Below are 22,630 nucleotides of genomic sequence, written 5' to 3' on the forward strand. Positions count from 1 at the left end.
CTTCACTTATACTAGTTCTAATAGAATAGTCGTAGGGGCGAATATGTTAGGCATGATTGAAGGTATGGCGCTAGGTAAGCAGTTAAGATTGTCATTCTCATTGCTAATTATTTTGTTAGTGGTGGTCAGTGTGTCTGGCTATTACGGTTTAAGTTCGGCGCAAAGTGGCTTCACCAGTTATCGGGGTTTTGCGCTGGAAACGAATTTATCGGGCCGGATGCAAGCGAATTTACTTTATGCAAGAATTAGCGTGATAAAATATCTATCAGATAGTAGCCCTGCAATTGTTAAACAATATGACGAACGAATGGACAAGTTACAAGGTTTCTTCGTAGAAGCGCAAACGAAAGTGACCGATCGTCAGCGTCGTCAAATATTGGTAAAAAGCAGTGATTTGCTCACAGAATATGACCGCGCATTTAAAGAAGTGCAAGGGCTCATCTCGCAACGTCATAATGTTGTCAATAATGAGTTAAACCCGCAAGGGAAAGACATTCGAGAGCAGTTTACACGATTACTAGATAAACTAAATAATGAACAACGTTCTCAAGAGTTATATGCCATAGCCAAAGCCGAAGAATTTTTACTTTTGGGGCGCTTGTATGTTGTTAAATACTTAGTGACGAATAGTGATTCTGATAGAAACCGTGCAGAAACTGAGCTCAAAGAAAAATTGATGCGGGCACTTGATAACACTGTGAGTCAATACCCTGAAATCTCACCTGAGCTGGCCCAAATTAAATCGTCTGTAAGAAGTTACCTCACGTCTTTTGACAAAGTTACCAGAATTATCTCAACAAGAAACGGTCTTATTTCTGCAAAACTGAATCCAATTGGTGCCGAAATTGCTGAGCAGTTAGAGGAGCTAAAACTGGGTGTCAAATCGAAGCAAGATGAAATAGGTCCAAAAGTAAAAGGTACAACGGAGTTTCTGTTGAGCTTAGTGAGTATTATTTCTGTTATAGCTGTGATTGGTGGCATATTCTTGGCCATTGTATTACCCAGAGTGATCCGTAAACCGATTGGTGGAGAACCACTTGAAATTGCGGCCGTAGCTCAGCGTATTGCTAATGGTGACTTTACGCAAAAGTTTGATGGAAAGTCTGAAAGTACCGGTATTTATGCGTCTATGGCGGCTATGTCAGATAATTTAAGCATGGCCATTTCAGGTGTGGTAAGCACGGGACACCGATTGACTGAACAAGCTCAGTTATCAGCGATGATCGCTGGTGAAACGCAAGATGTGGTGTCTCAGCAAAAAGATCGCAGCGCGCAAATTGCCACAGCTTTAAATGAAATGGCATATAGCATCCAGGAAGTCGTTAAGCTTTCAAGTAGCTCGGCATCCTCGGCGAATGAAGCAAAAGTTTCAGCTGAAGGCGGTTTATCATTGATTGAGCAAATGGTATCGGCGATTGAGCGATTATCTTCAACCATAGAAAACGCGATGCAGGATATAAAAACACTGGCCCAAAGCAGTCAAAATATTGGTGCTGTGGTAGAGGTTATTGGTAATATTTCAGAGCAAACGAATTTACTAGCATTGAACGCCGCAATTGAAGCAGCAAGAGCTGGAGAGCAAGGCCGAGGCTTTGCTGTGGTGGCAGATGAAGTAAGAAGTCTTGCTAAACGGACTCAAGATTCAACGACCGAAATTCAGACCATGATAGAGTCTTTGCAATCAGGTACTAATAAAGCGGTGGCGAGCATGAATGAAAGTTCAAGTGAAGCGTTGAATACCGTGGAGCTGTCGTCTGAAACAAAAGAATCACTGGATAAAATATTAGGTAAAATTAGTGTGATTAACGATATGAATAATCAAGTTGCAGTTGCCATTAATGAACAGTCGACAGTGTGTGAGGATATCAATCAAAACATTACATTTTTAACTGATTCAGCTGAATTGAGTGAGCAAACGAGCAATAAATCAGCGGCAGCCAGTGAGGAGCTCAAAGGGTTAGCAGGTCAGTTACAAGACATTGCTGGCAACTTTAAAGTGTAAGGTAGCACATTACTGAAGCATGACTTCACGTGTTAGGCTTCAGTAATATATCTATGTATGATCAATGCTTGTTTTTGGCTTCGATCCATTGGGCCATATACTTGGTGCTTTGCATGGTGTGATGTTTGAGCATTTGACCGGTAAAGTTTTGGTTTCGGTGCTCGTTTAAGTGCGCAATAGTGCGTTGAATTTTTTCAAGCAATAGAGCTTCTAATTGCCGACTATCATAGTGATGTTCGAGTAACTTGTTGCCAGCATTTTGAGCGTCATTGTAGCGTGTTGGTGATTGATACAAAGCAATGGCTTGTTGGGCAAACTCTTCTGCTGAATCAGCTATGGCGCCATGCCATGCTAGAGTTCCATGCATACCTTCGGCACCAATACTCGTCGTAACACAGGGGGTCTGCGTGATCATTGCTTCAAGCAGCTTGCCTTTAATACCTGCACCGAAACGAAGAGGAGACAAACACACCCTACTTTTTTGCATAACTTCCAGTGCGTTTTCAGCCCATCCTTTAATCAAAAAGCCCGTTTTAGTGTTGTTAAGGGCTGTGGCCTTTGGGGGAGGATAAGAGCCATAAATATGTAATTCAGCATTTGGCAGCGATTTTCTGATCAGAGGCCAGATCTCTTGTAAATACAGTACGGCATCCCAATTCGGCGCGTGACGAAAGTTGCCAATGGTCATAAAATGTTGACGCTGTTCAAAGCTTGGGACATTTTTATTTATTTTATCCAAATCGACCATAAAAGGTAAATGATGCAGTAATGTGTTATCCACTTTAAAAACAGACGCCAATAAGGTCATTTCATAGCTAGAAATAATCAAGCTCATGTCACAGCGTAATATCGCGGCAATTTCTCGCTTAGCGAGTGAACTCATCAGGTCATTGTGTGTAAATGAGCGCTGAGCTTTATGGGCATCATGTCGTGCATTTCGTAAGCATTGTAAATCTTCAGTATCGAGGATTTTAAGCGCGTTAGGTGCATACTTATCAACTCGCCAGCCAAATTGCTCTTCCATCATAAACCGATCAAACATAACGATATCAGGAGCGAACGATTGAATATACGTATCAAAGCTAGCACAATTAAGGGTAATACTCTTGGTGGTTATGTCTTCATATGATAAGTCAACCATATGCTCTGTTACTTGAGCTGGGCTGGCAAATTCAACCTGCCATTGTTGTTTTTTGAAAAACCGCAAAATAGACATCATATGACTACCTGCAGCTGATGAGTTAGGCTCTGGCCATACATAACCAATCACCAATACTTTTTTACTCATAGTGACGATTCACGTATTTGAACTGAAACATCAACAAGTGTCCTGACTGCTGGCTGCGCTTTATTAAGTATCTCACCCAGTGTCTGACAGGTTCTTTTTCCTATATCATTGGCATCAATACGCACAGATGATAATGCAGGCTGCATCAGACATGAATCTGCTAAATCATCAAACCCGACGACTTTCACGTCTTTTCCTGGGATTAAATTGTGCTGACGCATAGCTTCGATAGCGCCATAGGCAATTACATCACTGAAGCACACGATGGCTTTAGTATTTGGTGCTTGTTCAAACAAGGTATTAAATGCTTCTCTACCGCCTTGTCGGTTGGTGGGGGCTTCAATGATGCGCTTTTGGTCTGTGATACCTTTTAATTTTAAGGCGGAATTAAAGCCTGCAATTCGCTCATGGTAATCAGAAATATCAGCAATACCACCAAGAAACGCGATATCTGTAATACCTTGCTCTAATAAATGTGAGGTGGCTAAATGCGTACCTTTTTGGTTGTCGGGTAAAATGGTGGGTGCACTAGAGTAGGGGACTTCACGCATGATATTGATAACAGGAAATCCACTGTTGATTAAGTTATCTACCCATTCACGATCAGTACCAGGTGCAGGGCACATGACAAATGCTGCCACATTATATTCTTTTAAGGTGTTTACCACTTGTTGCTGGCGCGCGAAGCTTTCGCCTGTATTCACTAGCATAGGTACCATGCCAAGTGCATAAATGTGTTTTTCAAGCCCGACCGCTAATTGTGCTGAATAGGGGTTTGTTAAATCATTGATCACAACAGCTACGAGATTTGAGCGTTTACTACGCAGCGCTGCGGCATCGCGGTTATAGACATATCCAAGTGTTTCAATGGCTTTTAGTACGCGCTCTTTACTCTTATCACTGACCTTATCACTTTGTGTTAATACTAAAGAAACAGTAGATTTGGAGACTTGTGCTTCTCTAGCTACATCGAAAATGGTTACTTTTTCTGGCTTATTATTTTTCATAAGAGACGGTATTTGCCTAAAGTAGGTGCTTGCTGTTGACGAAAATGCATTTTAGCGTAAATAAGAGCGTCAAAAAAGTAGTAGCGAACGTTAAAAATCCCTTATTTGGCTGCATTTTTCTATTATTCACGTATATTATGGCCAAGTTAGTCATTTTAAGTGCAGGGATTTTTACAAAATGAGAAATTGGTTGTTTTATTGCGTTATAGGGTGGTGGAGTATCACCGCTATTGCAGCAGAGCAAAGCGCAGGTTATCAAAGCCCTTCAGCAGAACTAATGAACATTGTCGATGCGCCGCTTATTCCACAAAGTAAGTTAAGCGCCGATGGCCGCTGGTTAGCACTACTAAAACGTGAGCGAGTTGTCCCTTTAAATGAATTAAAATTACCTGAAAAAGCACTAGCAGGAGTTAAATTTAATCCCCTTACGTTTATGCGAAAATCATCGCGAGTGTATTCAAAAATAGAGCTGAAACATGTAGAAACGGGTTCCATTGTCAGTCTTAAAGGACTTCCTAATGGAAAGTTAAGAGATGTAAGCTGGTCATCAAATAGTCAATATATTAGCTTTATTGTAGAACAAAAACACAGTGCTACTTTGTGGCTATATGACATTAAAACTCGTCAAACAAAACAAATGACAACAACATCTCTCAATGGTGTTGTTACTAAAAATGCATATAAATGGTTGCCTGATAGCAGCGGCTTTGTGGTGAACTTTGCGGTCAATCATGGAAAGCCGCTAATGTCTGAGAAAAGCCAAAAAATAGCGCCCATTGTACAACAAAGTAGCGGTGTGAAAGCGCCAATTCGTACTTATCAAAATTTGTTGAAAAACGCACAGGATGAAGCCGAATTCAAATTTTTTGCGCAAGGTCAACTTGCAAAACTGCGCTTGAATGGTCAAGCAAAAGTCATCGGTAAGCCAACTTACTTAAAGTCATTTTCGGTTTCTCCTGATTCGACCAATTTAATCGTGGGAATGATTGATACGCCTTTTTCTTACCAGCTACCGTACCAGCGCTTTGCATCAGTCTGGCAAGTGTGGGGAATGACGGGATTTCCTCTTTATCAATTGGCGCTGCAGCCTTTGGCCGACAATATACCGCAAGGCTTTGATAGTGTACGCGTTGGCGCAAGAGATTTTCAGTGGCGCAAAGATAAAGGTGCAACGGTATTATGGGCTGAGGCTCAAGATGGTGGAGATATGAAAAATGCCGCTGAATATCATGACCATCTTTATACCATAAGTGCACCCTTTAAAAGAGAGCCAGAACGGTTTGCTAAGGTAACAGACAGATTTTCTGGTATTCAGTGGGTGGATGATAATATTGCGATGCTTACAGAGTGGCAGTTTGCTAATCGTATGGTTCGTACATCTGTTATTTCCCCTCGCAATGCAGATGATAGACGAGTGGTTTTTTCAGAGCGTAGTTACAATGATGCGTATAAGCACCCAGGGCGATTTGTGACAGAGAAAAATGACTTAGGGGTTGATGTCTTAAAGCTGGTCGGAGGTCGCTATTTATTTTTGCGGGGTGATGGGGCAAGCAAAGAAGGTAATAAACCATTTTTAGATAGATTTGACGTGAAAACCAATAGCACCACTCGGTTATGGCAGTCAGAAGCGCCGTATTATGAACGGGTACGCGCTTTATTAGATGACGAAGGAATGCGTTTTATTACGTTACGAGAGTCTAAATTGGAGCAACCAAACTTCTTTATTCGTGATCTTACATTTGATTCATTAACACAGTTGACGCGTTTTCCTCATCCTTACCCTAAATTTAAAGGGGTAACTAAGGAGCAGCTTAAATACCAAAGAAGTGATGGTATCGAGTTAACAGGGAGTTTATATTTGCCACTTAATTATGATCCATCAGAAGGGCCTATCCCTGTACTCATGTGGGCATATCCACTGGAATACAAAAATAAAAAAGTTGCTTCACAAGTAAGAGAGTCTCCATATGCATTTCCATACATTGGGTATTGGGGACCAATGCCTTATTTAGCGAAAGGAATAGCGGTGTTTGATGACCCCCAAATGCCAATTATTGGTGAAGGTACACAGCAACCCAATGACAGTTTTAGAACTCAACTCATTGCAAGTGCAAAAGCCGCTGTAGATATACTGGTTGATCAAGGTATCGCAGATCCTGAGCGGATTGCGATTGCAGGGCATTCATATGGCGCATTTATGGTGGCAAACTTATTAGCACACTCTGATTTATTTGTGGCAGGTATTGCTCGCAGTGGGGCATATAACAGAAGCTTGACGCCATTTGGTTTTCAAGGAGAAGACCGTGACTTCTGGCAAGCACAAAGTCAATACAACGACATGTCTCCTTTTTTCCACGTAGATAAAATTAACGAACCAATGTTAATGATCCATGGAGAAAAAGATCCAAACTCAGGCACGTTTCCTATGCAATCAGAGCGTATGTATGCTGCGATGAAAGGGCTGGGAAAAGAAGCGCGATTGGTTATGTTACCTTATGAAGGACATAGTTACCGAGCTCGAGAGAGTATTTTACATGTCTTATGGGAGCAAGAAAAGTGGATAGAAAAATACTTATTACCGCTGCCTAAGGTGGACGAGATCAACAATATTGATTCAACTTTACTCAATGACATGGTAGATGCGGGTGAGACGGGCACTGACGTACTTTAAGTTACTCGCAGTTACGTGTGTGGTATAAGGCTATGTACGTGATTATAACGGTTGGCTTGAATTTATGGTAAGTGGCTGAATTATACTTAGTGGATGATCATGTTAGGTGTTAACAGTGCTTTTAGCTTTATTTAAACATATGACCATATCAATCAATTGTGCTGTTTTGGTGCTACTGATTGGACTGTTGTGTCTTAATATTGATAACAGTGCTGCCAGCAGGTTTTTAGCAGAGCCAATGATAGAGCAAACTTTATCAAATGTAGCATATGATCATCCCAGTATTGTTACTTCGAGCACAAATGCAGCCCGATTCATTCACGCTGTTCAACTATATGTTGAATTTTTCGTTATCCTATTGTTGGGTGCGATGGGGTGTTTATGTAAACGTTATCACGTTTATGCACATTTAAAACATCCGCCATGGTATTTAAAGCTCGGGCTGCGGGCTGTGCATCGAGTGGGTATCTGGCGAGATTCAAATGTATTAGAGAAGCAAACTAAGCATGGTTTACGGTCATTTTAATTTTTTGATTTAACACGTTTATAACGACATTCAATTAATTAATAAAGGCATACCATGAATTATTTTTATCTTTTTTACGCTTACTAGTTGTCATCCTGAGCATATTTTTAGCGCATTATGCAGATGCTTGTGATGATCGGCTGACTATAGCACAGCGTCAAAATGCCATTGAGGGTATTGGTCACGCGATGCGTGATACCTATGTTTTACCAAAAGTGGGCGAATCTGTTGCTCAGAAAATGGCTCAAAAACAGATCCAAGGTCAGTTTTCTCACATTAATACTAAACTTGATTTTATTAAAGAAGTCACTGAGCTGTTGCAAAATTTAAGTGGAGACCGTCACTTGAGCGCTCAACTTGTTCCCAAAAGTGGTCGCGTATCACATGTGCTCAAAGAGGAGGATGAAAAACGAGTTAATAACTTTGCTTTTGAGCAAGTGCGGATATTAACAGGGAATGTAGGATACATTAAAATGCATAAGTTTCATCCTGACCATATGGCAAAACAAGTTGCTTCTGAGGCCTTCGCATTTTTATCTAGAAGTAATGCATTAATTGTTGATTTACGAGATAGTGGTGGGGGTTCCCCTTCTTTAGTGCAGCATATAATAAGCCACTTTGTACCACAGGGCACCATTCTGTGGGATTTGCATGGAAAAGGTGGTGAGTTAGAAGCTCGAATTACCAGCTACTATATTGAAGGAACGAATTCTTTTATAAATACTCCGCTGTACATTTTAACCAGTGATCGCGTTGCCAGCGCGCCTGAAATATTAAGTTATACGTTGAAACATTTAAAAAGAGCCGTTGTGATAGGTGAGAAAACAGCGGGTCTAGCGCATTATACAGGGGCTCAAAAAATAAATGATTGGCTATTCATTCGCATTCCAATGGGTCGCCCGGTAAGCCCGATAACAAAAACAAATTGGGAACAAAAAGGGGTCAGCCCGCACTATAGAGTAGATGCAGACTCTGCACTAGATTGGACTATTAACTATCATTTATCGTCACTTAACAACAATGGCGCTGAGTAGGATGATTAACTGCCTGTTTTATGACCGTGAATATGGCTATAAGCGTGCGGTACTTTGCACTTTTTAGTCGTTGCGGTGAGTAGTTCATAATCACTAAAAGTATCATGGTCTATACTCCATGATACTTTTTATCAAACTAAGACTATGATGATTTTGAGCCTGACATAGAACTGCCCAACGAGGCTATTATTACCATGAATACCGCTGTCCATTGCAGGAGTGTGAGCATTTCTGCCAATATTAATAGTCCAGCCAGTGCGGCAATTGCGGGCTCTAAACTCATCATTATGCTAAAGCTCTGTGCCGACATATTTCGTAGTGCAACCATTTCTAAACTGTATGGAAGGGCGCTAGATAATAAACCAATCATGATACCAAGAGGGAGCAATTGCCAATCAAGTAATGCACTGCCTTGCAAAGCCACACCATAAGGGACGAGTACAATTGCAGCTACGGTCATACCGAGAGCAACCGTTGCGCCTCCTGAGCCTTGGTTACCTGTTTTTTTACCAAACAATATATATCCTGCCCAGAATGCACCCGCCACGAGTGCTAGAATAACGCCAACAGGATCAAGACCATCAGCACTGTTAATATCAGGCAGCAAAAGTACGATACCTAACATAGCAAATGCGACCCATAAATAATCGCGTTTACGTTTTGATGAAAAAAGCGCGACAGCAAGCGGCCCAGTAAACTCTAATGCGACGCCAATACCAATGGGGATCCGTTCAATTGCATAATAAAATGTAATGTTCATCCCACCTAGGCATAGGCCATAAATAATAATGGGTTTCCAATTGCGAGGCAGGCGTCGCCACGGGCGAAAAATAAGGCAAAGAATGAGCGCTGAAAACCCTAAACGATAAGCTGTCGTGCCTTCTGGACCAACAAATGGAAATAGCTGTTTGGCGATTGATGCACCGGATTGAATAGTGATCATTGCACAAAGTAAACACGCAACTGCAAATAGCGCATCTTTGTTAATTGTTGGCATAAACGTACTCTAAGGGCAAAGCGTAAAATAGGGCGCTAGTCTACTGTGAGATCAGCGACGCCTCAAGCATATTGTATACCTTGTCGTAAAGTTTAACTTTTGTTGTTCTGTGCATTTACAAAGTGAAACTTTGAGTTTTCTTTTTGTTTATTTTAAAGGGTTCGATTTTCATAAATTTCACTCAATCCTAGGTGTTTATACCAATCATTTTGATGACGCAACATAGCACGGTGCTTCTTAGAATTTAAGTGCGCCAGTTGATCTTTCGTGGTCATAAAAGGTCCAGCACGACAAAACGTGCAATGATTATCGGCTAAATAATAGGGTTTTGTGAGCTTGTTTTTTAAGTACGGATTACATTTTCTAGACCAAACATACGTTGTGCCGCTGGTGTCTTTTACATGCTTATCTCTATCAACATTACGAATTCTATAACCATCGAACAGGGTAATATCAAATGGAGATTGCCCTAGGTATTTAATATCAAGGCCAATATTTAAGGAAGATTCTAAGTCCCACTCACAATAGGGTTTCACATCTTTAGAGGTGATGTAGCATAGCATTTCTCCATGAGGGTCTAACGCATAGCGGTCTGCAAACTGTAGAAAATATCGCAGTAGTCTGCGGTTTAACGTATTAACGGATAACGCTTGAGCATCAAATTCACCTTTACTGGTAAAACCAGGGATCAGTGGAAACTGAAAAATCACGACATCAAAGCTTTGTTGTTTTATACGTTGCCAACTCTCAGGCTGAGTGACATCAAATTCGGTATACACTTCGATATGGTTTTCTTGAAGGACGTCGAGTGCATGAGATTGATATTTCTCTCTCAACTGCAATTCACTGTCGTATATGCTTGCCGTTAAATGCTGTGGGTGTAAATTGTTCAGTAAAGCCAGTGAAAAGCTTAAATCGCCATCACCTACGGTTAATATCCGCCATTGCTTATTTAATATCATGAAATGCCATACTCAGTTTATTCCTAGCAAGTATATCATTTCCTTTATAGGCACGGTTCAATTTATCGGTGAACGGAGTGTATTAGGAATTTTTGAACCGATTGATGATAAACTCCTTAAAGACTCTCAGTCTTGCTGGTTGATGTTGGTCTTTAACATACATTAAATAGAATGGCGTAGAGTCTATATGCCAATCGTCGAATAATGGAACCAATAGTCCGCTATCGAGTTCGGCTTTACAGTATATTTTGGGCACTCTGATAACACCATTGCCAGCGACGGCAGAAGAGACCATAATTCTGCCATTTTTACAGGTTAAACTACCATTAACGAACACATCTAATTTGCGGTTCGTTTTGCCATGGGTAAAGACCCAATTCTTAATACTTCCGATGATACACTTATGCTGTGTTAACTCTTTAGGTGAAGTAGGCTTGCCATACACAGATAAATATTGTGGGCTTACATACGTATCGATTTTAATATCTGTCAGTTTTTGTGCGATAAGCGCTGAATCTTCAAGTTTCCCCATTCGAAACACAAAATCAAACTCACCGGATATGAGATCCACACGTTTACTAGAAAAATCAATTTCGATATTAATATGTGGATATGTGTTCATGAAATCGTTTATCAAAGGGGCGACAACATCTTCACCGATATAGCCGCCGATGCAATTGATCTTTATGCTCCCAGAGAGGGAGTGTGAGCTATCTACCACAGTGTCGATTGCACCAGAAATACCACTAAGTGCATTACTACATTGCGCAAAGAATATTTCACCTTGCGCTGTAAGGTGCTGAGTTCGAGTTGTTCTTATTAATAGGGTAACTCCCAGTGCAGACTCTAACTGAGCTAATTGTTTTGAAATGTACGACCGTGAGCAGGATAATTTCTCAGCGGCTTTTGTAAAGCTACCGACTTCGGCCAATACCACAAAAACGTTTATATCCGTCAAGTTTACTTGTTTGTTCATATAGACCTTATTGTCAATTGTTAATAAACCAAACCCGAGGTTAGTGTATGTAACTATAAGTGGTACAGTGGTAAATCATTACTGATGTTTCTTAACGATTAATGTCGTTAACGTTCATACTGTGGAGTTTATTGTCAACTCATAGGACTCAATGATGTGAATTCTAAGCTATATATCGTCAAATACAATGTCTTTATTATAGTTCCCTGTAACACAAACAGTTTAATGAAAAGGTATAAGATGAAAGGTTTAGTCGTAATTACGGGTGCGAGTTCTGGTATTGGTGAGGCTTTAGCGAAGAAAATGAGTGAACTGGGTCATCCGCTTTTACTGATTGCAAGACGTGTTGAAAAGCTGCAGGCGCTCAAGCTACCCAATACACTATATGCAAAGGTAGACGTAACGGACTGCACATCATTTCAAGAAGCCGTGAATTTAGCGGTACAAACATATGGGCCTGTAGATTTACTGGTCAATAACGCTGGTGTAATGTTACTTGGTCAGATCAACAATCAAAGTACAGCTGAATGGAAAACGATGTATGACGTTAACGTACTCGGATTACTCAATGGTATGCAAACAGTACTATCAGCAATGAAATCTCAAAATACGGGGACCATCATTAACATTAGCTCGATAGCTGGGCGAAAAACGTTTGCTAATCACGCTGCATATTGTGGAACTAAATTTGCTGTTCACGCCATATCAGAAAACGTCAGAGAAGAAGTAGCTGAGAGTAATGTTAGAGTGATAACGGTGGCGCCGGGGGCGGTCGAGACTGAGTTACTGTCGCACACGACATCGACTGATATTATTACGGGTTATGAATCATGGAAAGAAGATATGGGTGGTGCGCTGGAGCCTAATGATGTTGCCAATGCCATTTTATTTGCTTACTCGCAACCTCAGCATGTGTGCATTCGAGAAATAGTTTTGGCGGCAACGAAACAGCAGCCATAGTATGTCAGTTAAGTCGATTTGTTAAATGATATGAAGTGAATCGTTGTGTTTTCTAGATAACCTCAGGTTTGGATAAGGGTTTTGGAATAGAAAATGTTTTGAAAACAAACTTACGTACAATCCAATGATGATATTTTGTTCAATATCAAGGCGCTTTTATGCAGTAATAGCGGGCTATTACAAATGAAAGCAACGCTGAGAGTGAGAAAAATAGCTTTATTGGGCAAATTCGTTTATCCAGAGCTGAGGTTACTTAACCTCAGGTTTGGATAAGAGCTTTGGAATAGAAAATGTTTTGTAAAACTGACTTAGTTGATGAGTCCGATTAAGTCAGTTCACATTTGAACTGTAACGGCGAGTAGGGGAATTATGTCAATTGGTCAAGCAAGGCCATCACTTCGTTACTCGCATTTTCCATTCTGTTTAGCTGCGCGATAGCAGCTTGTTTATCTCCGGACGAAAATAGCATCATGGCTTCGACACCCGCTCGGTGTACTTCTTTATGTGGAGTATCAATACGTTTGAACGCGTTTGCGTTGCCGAATTTTTTGGCACCTTCAGCTTTTAACCAACGGCCTAGGCGACAGCTGGCATGGTCAGCAAAACTATCGATCGGTTGTTTATCAGCACCAATTAAGTGATTATATACATCGCCTTTCCATACAACGTGATCAAGTTTGACTGTTTGAATAAAGGTTTGTGTGGTCGCATTCATGATCGTATTTTTCATTGAACCACAACTACTGACAATGTCTTTATATTCATCGTTTAAGTGTGAAATGCTGCCAGAAAGGTTCTGGTTTGAATCTTGAATAATGCTTACAGCATTCACGGTTAACTGTGTGGTATCAATAATTTTCTTAACTAAGTCAGATACCTCATTGGCAGATTCATTGGTATTGTTGGCCAATGCACGAACTTCATCTGCGACGACGCTGAACCCGCGTCCTGCTTCACCAGCACGAGCTGCTTCTATCGCTGCGTTTAAGGCCAGTAAGTTAGTTTGGTCAGATATTTTAGAAATGGTTGTCACGAACGTATTAATGTTATCAGCCATTTGTGACAAACCTGAAATATTATCTGTCATATCACCCATATTGCCAGCCAAGCTCTCCATACCTTGGAGAATATTCTTTAATGAATTCTCTGAGGTTTCAAACGACTTGTTTACTTGTGTGATAGATTGGCTTTCTTGATCAATATCAGTGAAGCTTTGCAAAACTGTTTCGCGGATCCCCTGGACTTGTGACAGTCCATGCATAGCACATTGGAGTAATTGGTTATCGGTATTATCGTTGAGTTGCGCTTGCGTTTGAACGAGCTTTTCAGTTAGGTCATCATTGTCGGCTTTGAGTTGCGTATTTTCACGAGTCAGCTCTTCGATTGAGCGCTCTAGATCTGCAATTTTTTGTTTTTGGTGTTTGTTACTAAATAGTTGATCTAACACGGCCGATATCCCTGATTAAACAATTTTCAATGCTGAGGGTATCAGTGAATTAGCTAAAGTGCTACAACAAGTCACTTAGTTATTGAGGTAAATCTATTTTGAGTTAACTAAAACTTAATTTTGGCGCGGTCGGGTTCGAACGATTTTACTGGCTTTATCAGAGTACATACTAGAATCTGCACGCTGGACTATAGTATCGGGTTGTTCTTGTGGGTTTGTTTCTGCTGTGCCTATACTCAATCCAACGCCATACTCAAAAATGTGCTCGAGTAATAAATCTCTTAAGGCTGAAACATCTAAATGGGTATTATCAGCAAAGGCAACGAATTCATCTCCTCCAATTCTAAAGCAAAATGCGTCTCCAAACTCTTTGACGAGTGAAGTAGAAAACGCTTTGAGTATATTGTCGCCAACGTGATGGCCATATTTGTCATTTGCTTGCTTAAAGTCATCTAAGTCAAAATAGAACAACAGAGATTTTTTGTTACTCACGTCATTAAATGTTTCAAAACAGGCTTTTCGATTGCCAATCTGGGTAAGGGGATCATGATTGGCTTCGTAACGTAATTGTGCTTCCAGCTTTTGCCGTTGTTCGATTTCTTGGTTGAGTAAGCCAATGACACTGCGTTTGGTTAAGATCATAGCAAACATGCCATAGCAGGTAATTAAAAAACCAATATTCTTTAAGGAGGTATCGAGTACGAGTAATGGGAAGGTTGCATCACTGATAAAATCATCCGTTATATCAAGCAGCAATCCCGCGCAGTATAAAGCCCAGCCAAATAACAGTAATTTATTTTTGAAGTGAGGTAGGCTAAGTGCAATTAAAGATGTGGTCAAGCCGAACCAGAAAATTTCCTCAAAGGTATCCCAATAAAAATCAGGCTGATTGAATTTCCACACAGTGAATAGTGCGACAATTAACCAAATCAGTACGAGGAGCCCTCTAACCACCATATGCATGCCTTTCAAATATCTTATTTATATGTAAGCAGATAATTTAAAAAATAGGCTATAACCGCGTTAACTCAACGCTTTGCGCTAACATAAATAAATGACACACAAATACCACAGAGGTTAGAACATACCGCATCTTGTGGTAATCCTTATGGTAATTTTGCCAGGTAGGCATACCACGTTCAAACACCAACAGCGTAGGATACGAAACAGCGAGGTAGCCCAGTACTGTCGGAGCATTAAAGAGTGCGAGCAAAGGAAATGGGATCACAACCAGTACAGCCATCACTGCGTGCGTGTAAGATTGTTCTCCCGCACGCCACAATGTCCCTGCCATAAACGCTAATATACCTAAGCTGTAATAGATAAATGTGTCGATGGCTATGATCGATGTACCTAGCAACAACGGCCAAAACACGCAAGCCAAAAAGGGTAATAGGCCAAAGTAGCCAAGTTGGATATGGTTTATGAATGGGTGCATTGCTGACTCTTTATTATTTAAGGTATTCATGTTGTACGTGATCAGTATACCTTAGGCACAATGCTTACGGTACGTTTTGTCTACTTCATTGGTATTTTCGCACGAAAGGGTGACTGTTGTTTTATTTCATCCAAAATATCGATTGAGTTAATCTAAACAATCAATTTTATTTGTTACTCACAAAGCTCTATCTTAGTTACCAAGCAAAGCGAACAAGGTTAGTAACGCTAATTATTGTTCGCTAACACACTTGAATAACAGTAACTAAAAGAGAGAATTTAACTATGAGTACTTCTTTGATAAATACAACAATTAAGCCTTTCAATGCAACTGCTTACCACAATGGTGACTTTGTAGAGGTGAGCGAGCAAGACTTACTTGGAAAATGGTCAATTGTGTTTTTCTACCCTGCAGACTTCACATTTGTTTGCCCAACTGAATTAGGTGATGTTGCTGATTATTACGCTCAACTACAAGAAATGGGTGTAGAAGTTTTCTCAGTATCAACTGACACGCACTTTACACATAAAGCATGGCACGATACGTCTGACACGATTCAAAAAATTAAATTCCCAATGGTAGGTGACCCAACAGGACGTATTACGCGTAACTTCGGTGTGATGATTGAAGAAGAAGGGTTGGCACTTCGCGGTACATTTGTGATTAACCCTGAAGGTGAAATTAAAGTGATTGAAACGCATGACTTAGGCATTGGTCGCAGCGCAAAAGAGTTACTACGAAAAGTACAAGCGGCGCAATACATTGCAAGCCATGATGGTGAAGTATGCCCAGCATCTTGGCAGCCAGGTGAAGAAACACTTGCACCATCACTTGACTTAGTTGGAAAAATCTAACGAGTAAGCTGTTTATTGGGGTGGTCTCTTCACCCCTTTATTTTTATTGCTGTGAGGATCTCAAGCATGCTAGACCAAAATATTAAAAACCAATTAAAAAGCCATTTTAGCGCTATAAAAACACCAATTGAACTGGTTATAGCACTTGATGATAGTAAAAAATCACAAGAAATCAAAGTACTAAGCGATGATTTATCATCATTGAGTGACAAAATCTCTGTGATTGAAACTCACCAAAATGGTATACGTAAGCCGAGTATGGTGGTACGGTCACCAACGAAAAATACCCATATTGAATTCGCTGGGGTGCCTATGGGACATGAATTTACCTCATTGGTATTAGCACTATTGCAAACCGGAGGCCACCCAGCTAAAGCGTCAGATGATGAAATCGCACAGATACAAAGTTTAGATAGGCCACTCAATTTTGAAATATATATTTCTTTGAGTTGTCAAACTTGTCCGCAAGTTGTGCAAGCGCTGAATCTAATGGCGGCAATAAACCCAACAATATCAGCAACGATGATTGATGGGGCGTTATTTCAAGATGAAGTCAACGAGCGTAATGTATTAGCTGTCCCAGCAGTGTATTTGAATGGAGAATTATTTTCACAAGGCGCTATTGGCTTAACGGATATTCTCAATAAAGTGGACAGTGGCGCACAACAGAAACAAGCAAAGAGGCTCAGTGAGAAAGCGGTGTTTGATGTCTTGGTTGTTGGTGGTGGTCCGGCAGGTGCATCGGCCGCAATATATTCAGCCCGAAAAGGACTGAATACCGGCGTTGTTGCTGACCGCTTTGGTGGCCAAGTATCAGACACATTAGGCATAGAGAATTTCATCTCAGTTAAAGCAACAGAAGGTCCTAAGTTGGTAGCTCAATTAGAAGAGCATGTGACGCAATACGATGTTGATGTGATGAAAGGTCAGCGAGCAAAGCACATTACCCGAGATGATGTATTAACCATTGAACTTGAAAATGGTGGACAGTTAAAAGCTAAATCGATTGTTTTGGCCACAGGGGCTCGATGGCGCAGTATGAATGTGCCAGGTGAAGCTGAATATAAGGGCCGAGGTGTCGCCTATTGCCCTCATTGTGATGGTCCATTGTTTAAAGGTAAACCTGTTGCAGTGATTGGCGGGGGAAATTCAGGCATTGAAGCGGCGATAGACCTGGCTAATATTGTCGAGCATGTAACGGTTTTAGAATTTGCGGATACCTTGCGAGCAGATGAAGTGTTGATAAGAAAAGCCAACAGCTTAGCGAATATCACCATTATCAAAAGCGCTCAAACCACACAAGTCATTGGCGATGGTAAACGGGTAACTGGCTTGAATTATACAGACAGAAACTCGGGCAGCGAACATCAACTTCCATTGGCCGGAATTTTCGTTCAAATTGGGTTAGTACCCAACAGTGAGTGGTTGAAAGAGTCTGGTGTTCAGCTCAGTCAGTTTGGCGAAATAGAGATTGACTCTAAAGGGTCAACTTCACTGCCGGGCGTTTTTGCAGCTGGAGACGTAACTACCACACCATTTAAACAGATTATTATTGCCATGGGCGCAGGGGCAACCGCGAGCCTCGGCGCATTTGACTATCTTATCCGTTATGATAGCAATACAGAGCAAGCGGCTTAATGACTTAATTTTTACAGATCATTGCATGTCAGCTTGTTAGGTTGCTGACAACACCCAGCAATGCAAAGCCATTTGGTTTTTAATAAACTAAATGGCTTTTTTTACAACGGGTAGTGCGTGTGCTGACTGATATTGCGCGGCAGAAATAAATTGTTCAAAACTTTCACACCAAATAATGACAGTGTTAAATTCTTCAATATTAATTGCATCGGGAATGGGGACGATGAAAGAGTCGAATGTTTTAATGTCCCCAAGGAGCGCCATACTACCTTTGAATGTATGGAAGTCAGCTTCAGTTTCAATGAAGCGTTTCGCTAGATAGAGTTGGTAATCTGGACCTGGCGCAATATTGCCTTTAAAGGCGATATTGTCATTGGAGACACTGACGTCACCTTTAGCAAAATGCAATAGGTCAGAATCTTTTAAAGTAGTGACAAACTGCCCTTTATATTTTGTATGTTGCGTCGCAGTCGCCAGTTCTAGCATACTGGGGCTGTTTGGTGCACTGATAATGGGTAAGGCATAAATACCACTTATGAACCCCAACACAAAAGTCAAAATAATGCATATTGACAGTTTAAATATCCGCATCTACTGATCGCCTTTCATCATAAATTTTATAGATTATAGCGTAAAGCACCTATCAAAGTGGTGCGTTTTATTTATGGCATCACTTCGGAAAAACAGATAAATCACCATAAATGATGGGTGTTTTGTTTTTTTCTAGTGTTTTTATCATAGTTTAAACTGGTTTGATTAGTTTGTTTTGTAACGATTGAAATACATGGTTTTGTCAGTTGGTCGTGTAAGATTTATGCTAATAGCAGGTTTTATTATTGTTATTACCTTGTTTTAATCAATAAAAACAATGGGTTTCGGTATATTTTATAGTTTGAGATTATTTTATTTCTAATCCTTTTTTGTGTGATTTTTAAATTAAACCAATCCCTTGTGGTTGGTTTTATCGAGTGTAGAATTCTGCGCCGTGTCTGGCTATCGGTACATATGTAATCTTTTAGTAGCGCAAATAACAAAAAACATACAAATTAGGAAGGGTTTATGTCGTATTTCTACGAAAATAGGCGTGTTTTTCAATTTAGTGCAATAACGGCTGCCATGTTAAGCAGCTCAGCGTTCGCAGTAATTGATTGTGCACCGCTGGATAAATGGCAACAAAACACCGTTTACACCAGTGGTGATCACGTTCAGCAGGACAAAGTTGCTTATAAAGCAAATTGGTGGAATAAAGCCTCACCAAAGCTTCGTTCAGGTCAGTGGCAAGAGTGGAGCAAATTGGGGGTATGCACGTCTTCAGGGACGGCAAATAAAATTCCGAGCGTGCACTGGTTAAAGCCTGCAGCTGATATTGCTTTGGTTGAAAATGACAGCGTTATCATTGAGTTTTCAGCTACAGACTTGGATGGTTCTGTTAAGCAGGTAGCGGTATATCATGATGACGAGCTCGTACGAGTGTTAGACAGTGCGCCGTATTTGTTTACTTGGCAAGCAAAGGTCGGTGAGCATCAATTTCATGCGGTGGCATTGGATAATGAGGGTGATACGGGGCGTTCAATTAGTCGCAAAGTAACAGTAAACACGTTACCAAAAGACACTAATAAAGCACCGACTGTGCGTCTTGCAGCGCAATTGCCTTCAGAGTTGGAAGTTGGCGCGAGCATTGGCTTTACACTTCAAGCTAACGACTTAGATGAGGATACTCTCAAGCAAGTGTTGCGTCTTAATGGCGAGATACTGGTTGAAACGACTGAACGAACACATCAGTTTGATTGGCAAGCGAAAGCTGCAGGCCGTCAGGTATTTACGTTAAATGCTATCGATGAACATGGCGCTGAGTCAGAAGTGGTACAACGTGTATTTACTGTAAAAGAAAAAGGCGACCAGCCAGGTAGCCATGAAAACTGTCGTCCTGCCGGTTTGTATCAAACGCCTGATGTAACCCCTGCTTACTGCGATATTTACGACAGTGAAGGTCGCGAAAAAATGGGGGTGGATCATCCTCGTCGTGTTATTGGTTACTTTACGAGCTGGAGAACGGGTAAGAATGATCAACCGAGTTACCTAGTTAAAGATATCCCATGGGACAAAATCACCCACATTAACTATGCATTTGCTCATGTTAATGCCGAAAATGAAATCAGCATTGGTAACCCAAACGCCGAAAATAACGCGGCAACTAATATGACTTGGCCGGGGGTAACGGGTGCTGAGATGGATCCTGCGCTCCCTTATACGGGTCACTTTAACCTCCTAAATAAATACAAGCAGCAATATCCTCACGTAAAAACCATGATCTCTGTCGGTGGTTGGGCTGAGACTGGTGGCTTCTTTGATGAAACAGGAAAACGTGTTGCCAGTGGTGGTTTTTACACCATGACAACCAATGGCGATGGCAGCGTTAATCACGCAGGTATTAACGCATTTGTTGCCAGTAGCGTTGAGTTTTTACGGACCTATGGCTTTGATGGCTTAGACGTAGATTACGAATACCCATCGTCAATGAAAGATTCAGGCCACCCTGAAGATTTTGAGATCAGCAACCAACGTCGTGCAGGGCTGAATAAATCTTATCAAGTACTGATGAAAGCATTACGTGAGCCCTTGATAAAGCCGGTGAAACTGATGACAAGCATTATATGTTGACCATTGCTTCACCGTCATCAGGCTATTTATTACGTGGGATGGAGACCTTTCAAACTGCGCAATACTTAGACTTCGTGAATATTATGTCATACGACTTACACGGCGCATGGAACGACCATGTGGGGCATAACGCACCGCTATTCGACACGGGTAAAGATTCAGAGTTGAAGGTGTGGAATGTATATGGCACCAAAGAGTTTGGGGGTATTGGGTATTTGAATACCGACTGGGCGGTGAATTATTTCAGAGGCGCATTACCGTCAGGGCGAATTAATATTGGCTTACCCTATTACACCCGAGGCTTTCAAGGTGTTAATGGTGGGGAGAATGGCTTATGGGGCCGTGCACCGCTGCCAAATCAAAGCGATTGCCCTAAAGGCACTGGCATTGGCGACAAAAACAAATGTGGTAACGGCGCGATTGGCATCGAGAACTTATGGCACGACCTTGAAAATGGTCAAGAAGTGGCCGCTGGTAGCAACCCGTTATGGCATGCTAAAAACTTGGAAAATGGCATAGTACCCAGTTACTTAGCTACCTATGGCCTGACGCCAGAGTCTGATCCTGATGATGTTATGGCGGGTAAATATGAACGTCATTACGATGATGTGGCAGTTGCCCCTTGGCTGTGGAATGCGCAGAAAAAAGTGTTCTTATCAATAGAAGATACTGAGTCTATGAAGACAAAGTTAGAGTACGTTATTGATAAAGACTTAGGCGGCGTGATGTTTTGGGAACTCGCCGGTGACTATGCATTTGATGCCAATAAGGGCGAATACTTTATGGGCTCGACGATGACATCGTTGGCGTATGACACTTTTAATCAAAGTGGCAAAGCATATGGAGCGCACTTAGGGGACTCGCAGTTTACACCACCTGAAACGGCGGTCGATGTGAGGTTTGTTGCAAAAGACTTCCCAGTAGGTGACCAAAACTATCCGATCAGACCTACTTTTGCTTTTACGAACCACTCAGAAATTGATTTAACGGGGGCAAAAATATCGTTCAACGTGCCAACGTCAACGTCTGCTATTTTCAAGTCAAATTGGAATGCACAGAAAAAGCTTAGGATGCAAGTTGAATTAGACAACTCAAATACCTCAGGTAACAACATTGGCGGATTTAAAAAAGAATTCCATCGCTTTTCAATCACCTTAAAGAACCAATGGGTGAATCGACCAGGCTCTACTAGACTGTATTAGTGTGATTACCAAGGGAAACTGTCGGTCTAATTACCGAGCGACTTTGTCGTAGTGACCAAAGTCCTGCGACCAATGCTAATGCATGGGGTGTATGGAAGAAAGGGTTAGAATGTGGTTCAAACTCGGAGCAGCCAAATAAAGCGCCGAGTATACGATTTGTAAGCCCAAATACGAATAGTACTGTGACGATAGGCGACAATGTTGCCGTAAGTTTGGCGGCAAGTGATGCCGATGGTCAAGTGGAACAAGTTAATGTCAGTATTAATGGCACCTTATTGACCTCGTTAAGTACCGCACCTTTTAGCTTTAATTGGCAACCTGATGCAGTCGGTACTTATCGTATAAGCGCTGAAGCGATGGATGATAAACAGACTAAATCAGACATTGCAGCTGTGACTGTGGTTGTTAAAGAGGCTGACTCAACGCCAACTGCACCCAGTGTTACTTTACTCTCCCCTAGTAATGGCAGTGTGTTTGAGCAAGGCAGTATTGTACCTCTGCAAGTAAGTGCAACTGACAAAGATGGGGACTTAAAACAGGTGATTTACTATGTTAATGGGGTTGAAGTGGTGAGTCATGAAGGTCCATATTGGGCGAATATTACACTTGATAGCAATGGGCAATATCAGGTCTATGCGATTGCAACAGATGCCCTTGGGTTAGCCTCTCAGTCGCAAACACATCAATTTAGTGTGGTGGCAAAACCAACTGGTTGTGAGCTTGATAGTTGGCGAGCGGCCACAGTTTATACTGCAGGTAAAAAGGTCAGTCACGAGGGCTTTATTTATGAAGCAAAGTGGTGGACGCGCAATCAAAACCCAGCCAACTATTCATCTCAGTGGAGCGTGTGGAAAAAGCTAAATAGCTGTAAATAGAAGCCGCAGGTTATGAGTAGAAATAATTAGTAGGAATGTAAAAAAGCGCAGTGTTTAAACACTGCGCTTTTTATCGTTACAACAAGTAGCAT

The 22,630-nt window shown here is 41.3% G+C and carries 17 protein-coding genes and 1 pseudogene; 9 read left to right on the plus strand and 9 right to left on the minus strand.

Features of this window, described 5'->3' with window-relative positions; all coding sequences use genetic code 11:
* Window positions 1-43: 43 nt before the first annotated feature.
* Window positions 44-2,002, plus strand: coding sequence for a methyl-accepting chemotaxis protein (locus J8L97_RS12115; RefSeq protein WP_211050020.1), 1,959 nt, complete (start codon window positions 44-46; stop codon window positions 2,000-2,002).
* Window positions 2,003-2,063: 61 nt separating this feature from the next.
* Here the strand turns inward: J8L97_RS12115 and J8L97_RS12120 are convergent, their stop codons facing one another.
* Together J8L97_RS12120 and J8L97_RS12125 are read right to left on the minus strand one after the other, a co-directional pair.
* Entirely contained in the window at window positions 2,064-3,290 is a 1,227-nt protein-coding gene (locus J8L97_RS12120) for a glycosyltransferase (RefSeq protein WP_211050022.1), read from the minus strand.
* Complete coding sequence (locus tag J8L97_RS12125; protein ID WP_211050024.1) at window positions 3,287-4,297, minus strand: LacI family DNA-binding transcriptional regulator; 1,011 nt, start codon at window positions 4,295-4,297, stop codon at window positions 3,287-3,289. Before J8L97_RS12125 ends, J8L97_RS12120 begins: the two co-directional genes overlap by 4 nt.
* Window positions 4,298-4,475: 178 nt before the next feature.
* Here J8L97_RS12125 and J8L97_RS12130 point away from each other — a divergent pair, with 178 nt between their 5' ends.
* The 3 genes from J8L97_RS12130 to J8L97_RS12140 all read left to right on the plus strand — a co-directional run bounded on the left by J8L97_RS12130 (window position 4,476) and on the right by J8L97_RS12140 (window position 8,528).
* Complete coding sequence (locus tag J8L97_RS12130) at window positions 4,476-6,968, plus strand: S9 family peptidase (RefSeq protein WP_211050025.1); 2,493 nt, start codon at window positions 4,476-4,478, stop codon at window positions 6,966-6,968.
* 115 nt (window positions 6,969-7,083) lie between these two features.
* Window positions 7,084-7,494 (plus strand): hypothetical protein, encoded by a 411-nt coding sequence (locus J8L97_RS12135; RefSeq protein ID WP_211050026.1) that lies wholly within the window; start codon window positions 7,084-7,086, stop codon window positions 7,492-7,494.
* A 167-nt stretch (window positions 7,495-7,661) separates the two neighbouring features.
* Window positions 7,662-8,528 carry a S41 family peptidase gene (locus tag J8L97_RS12140; RefSeq protein ID WP_312037160.1) on the plus strand — a complete coding sequence of 289 codons (867 nt, stop codon included), beginning with the start codon at window positions 7,662-7,664 and terminating at the stop codon, window positions 8,526-8,528.
* Between the two features lie 142 nt (window positions 8,529-8,670).
* Here the strand turns inward: J8L97_RS12140 and J8L97_RS12145 are convergent, their stop codons facing one another.
* The 3 genes from J8L97_RS12145 to J8L97_RS12155 all read right to left on the minus strand — a co-directional run bounded on the left by J8L97_RS12145 (window position 8,671) and on the right by J8L97_RS12155 (window position 11,463).
* Window positions 8,671-9,525 (minus strand): EamA family transporter, encoded by an 855-nt coding sequence (locus J8L97_RS12145; protein WP_192509951.1) that lies wholly within the window; start codon window positions 9,523-9,525, stop codon window positions 8,671-8,673.
* A gap of 152 nt (window positions 9,526-9,677) precedes the next feature.
* On the minus strand, window positions 9,678-10,487 hold the full coding sequence (locus J8L97_RS12150; protein WP_211050028.1) for a class I SAM-dependent methyltransferase: 810 nt from the start codon (window positions 10,485-10,487) through the stop codon (window positions 9,678-9,680).
* A gap of 82 nt (window positions 10,488-10,569) precedes the next feature.
* A complete protein-coding gene (locus J8L97_RS12155) occupies window positions 10,570-11,463 on the minus strand; it encodes a LysR family transcriptional regulator (RefSeq protein ID WP_211050029.1) in 894 nt (297 codons plus the stop codon).
* A gap of 240 nt (window positions 11,464-11,703) precedes the next feature.
* On the opposite strand from J8L97_RS12155, the gene J8L97_RS12160 reads away from it, so the two are divergent.
* Entirely contained in the window at window positions 11,704-12,423 is a 720-nt protein-coding gene (locus tag J8L97_RS12160; RefSeq protein ID WP_211050030.1) for an SDR family oxidoreductase, read from the plus strand.
* Window positions 12,424-12,790: 367 nt separating this feature from the next.
* Here J8L97_RS12160 and J8L97_RS12165 read toward each other — a convergent pair whose 3' ends face one another.
* From J8L97_RS12165 to J8L97_RS12175, 3 genes are all read right to left on the minus strand, one after another.
* Window positions 12,791-13,870: a methyl-accepting chemotaxis protein gene (locus J8L97_RS12165; protein WP_211050032.1), complete on the minus strand. Its 1,080-nt coding sequence runs from the start codon at window positions 13,868-13,870 to the stop codon at window positions 12,791-12,793.
* A gap of 114 nt (window positions 13,871-13,984) precedes the next feature.
* Window positions 13,985-14,827 carry a GGDEF domain-containing protein gene (locus J8L97_RS12170; RefSeq protein WP_211050034.1) on the minus strand — a complete coding sequence of 281 codons (843 nt, stop codon included), beginning with the start codon at window positions 14,825-14,827 and terminating at the stop codon, window positions 13,985-13,987.
* A 55-nt stretch (window positions 14,828-14,882) separates the two neighbouring features.
* The gene (locus J8L97_RS12175; protein WP_211050036.1) at window positions 14,883-15,308 is read right to left on the minus strand and encodes a DUF3429 domain-containing protein; all 426 of its coding nucleotides are present in this window, start codon (window positions 15,306-15,308) and stop codon (window positions 14,883-14,885) included.
* Window positions 15,309-15,592: 284 nt separating this feature from the next.
* On the opposite strand from J8L97_RS12175, the gene ahpC reads away from it, so the two are divergent.
* The gene (gene ahpC / locus J8L97_RS12180) at window positions 15,593-16,162 is read left to right on the plus strand and encodes an alkyl hydroperoxide reductase subunit C (protein ID WP_192509958.1); all 570 of its coding nucleotides are present in this window, start codon (window positions 15,593-15,595) and stop codon (window positions 16,160-16,162) included.
* 66 nt (window positions 16,163-16,228) lie between these two features.
* Complete coding sequence (gene ahpF, locus J8L97_RS12185) at window positions 16,229-17,800, plus strand: alkyl hydroperoxide reductase subunit F (protein ID WP_211050038.1); 1,572 nt, start codon at window positions 16,229-16,231, stop codon at window positions 17,798-17,800.
* An 87-nt stretch (window positions 17,801-17,887) separates the two neighbouring features.
* Here the strand turns inward: ahpF and J8L97_RS12190 are convergent, their stop codons facing one another.
* Window positions 17,888-18,391: a DM13 domain-containing protein gene (locus J8L97_RS12190; RefSeq protein ID WP_211050039.1), complete on the minus strand. Its 504-nt coding sequence runs from the start codon at window positions 18,389-18,391 to the stop codon at window positions 17,888-17,890.
* Between the two features lie 468 nt (window positions 18,392-18,859).
* On the opposite strand from J8L97_RS12190, the pseudogene J8L97_RS12195 reads away from it, so the two are divergent.
* Both J8L97_RS12195 and J8L97_RS23530 read left to right on the plus strand, forming a co-directional pair.
* Window positions 18,860-21,648: pseudogene (locus J8L97_RS12195) on the plus strand (glycosyl hydrolase family 18 protein); the annotation flags it as partial.
* Window positions 21,649-21,812: 164 nt separating this feature from the next.
* Window positions 21,813-22,538, plus strand: coding sequence for an Ig-like domain-containing protein (locus J8L97_RS23530; RefSeq protein ID WP_312037161.1), 726 nt, complete (start codon window positions 21,813-21,815; stop codon window positions 22,536-22,538).
* Window positions 22,539-22,630: the final 92 nt, after the last annotated feature.

The organism is Pseudoalteromonas sp. MMG012, from assembly GCF_018100875.1.
In the GTDB taxonomy this organism is placed as follows: Bacteria; Pseudomonadota; Gammaproteobacteria; order Enterobacterales; family Alteromonadaceae; genus Pseudoalteromonas; species Pseudoalteromonas aurantia.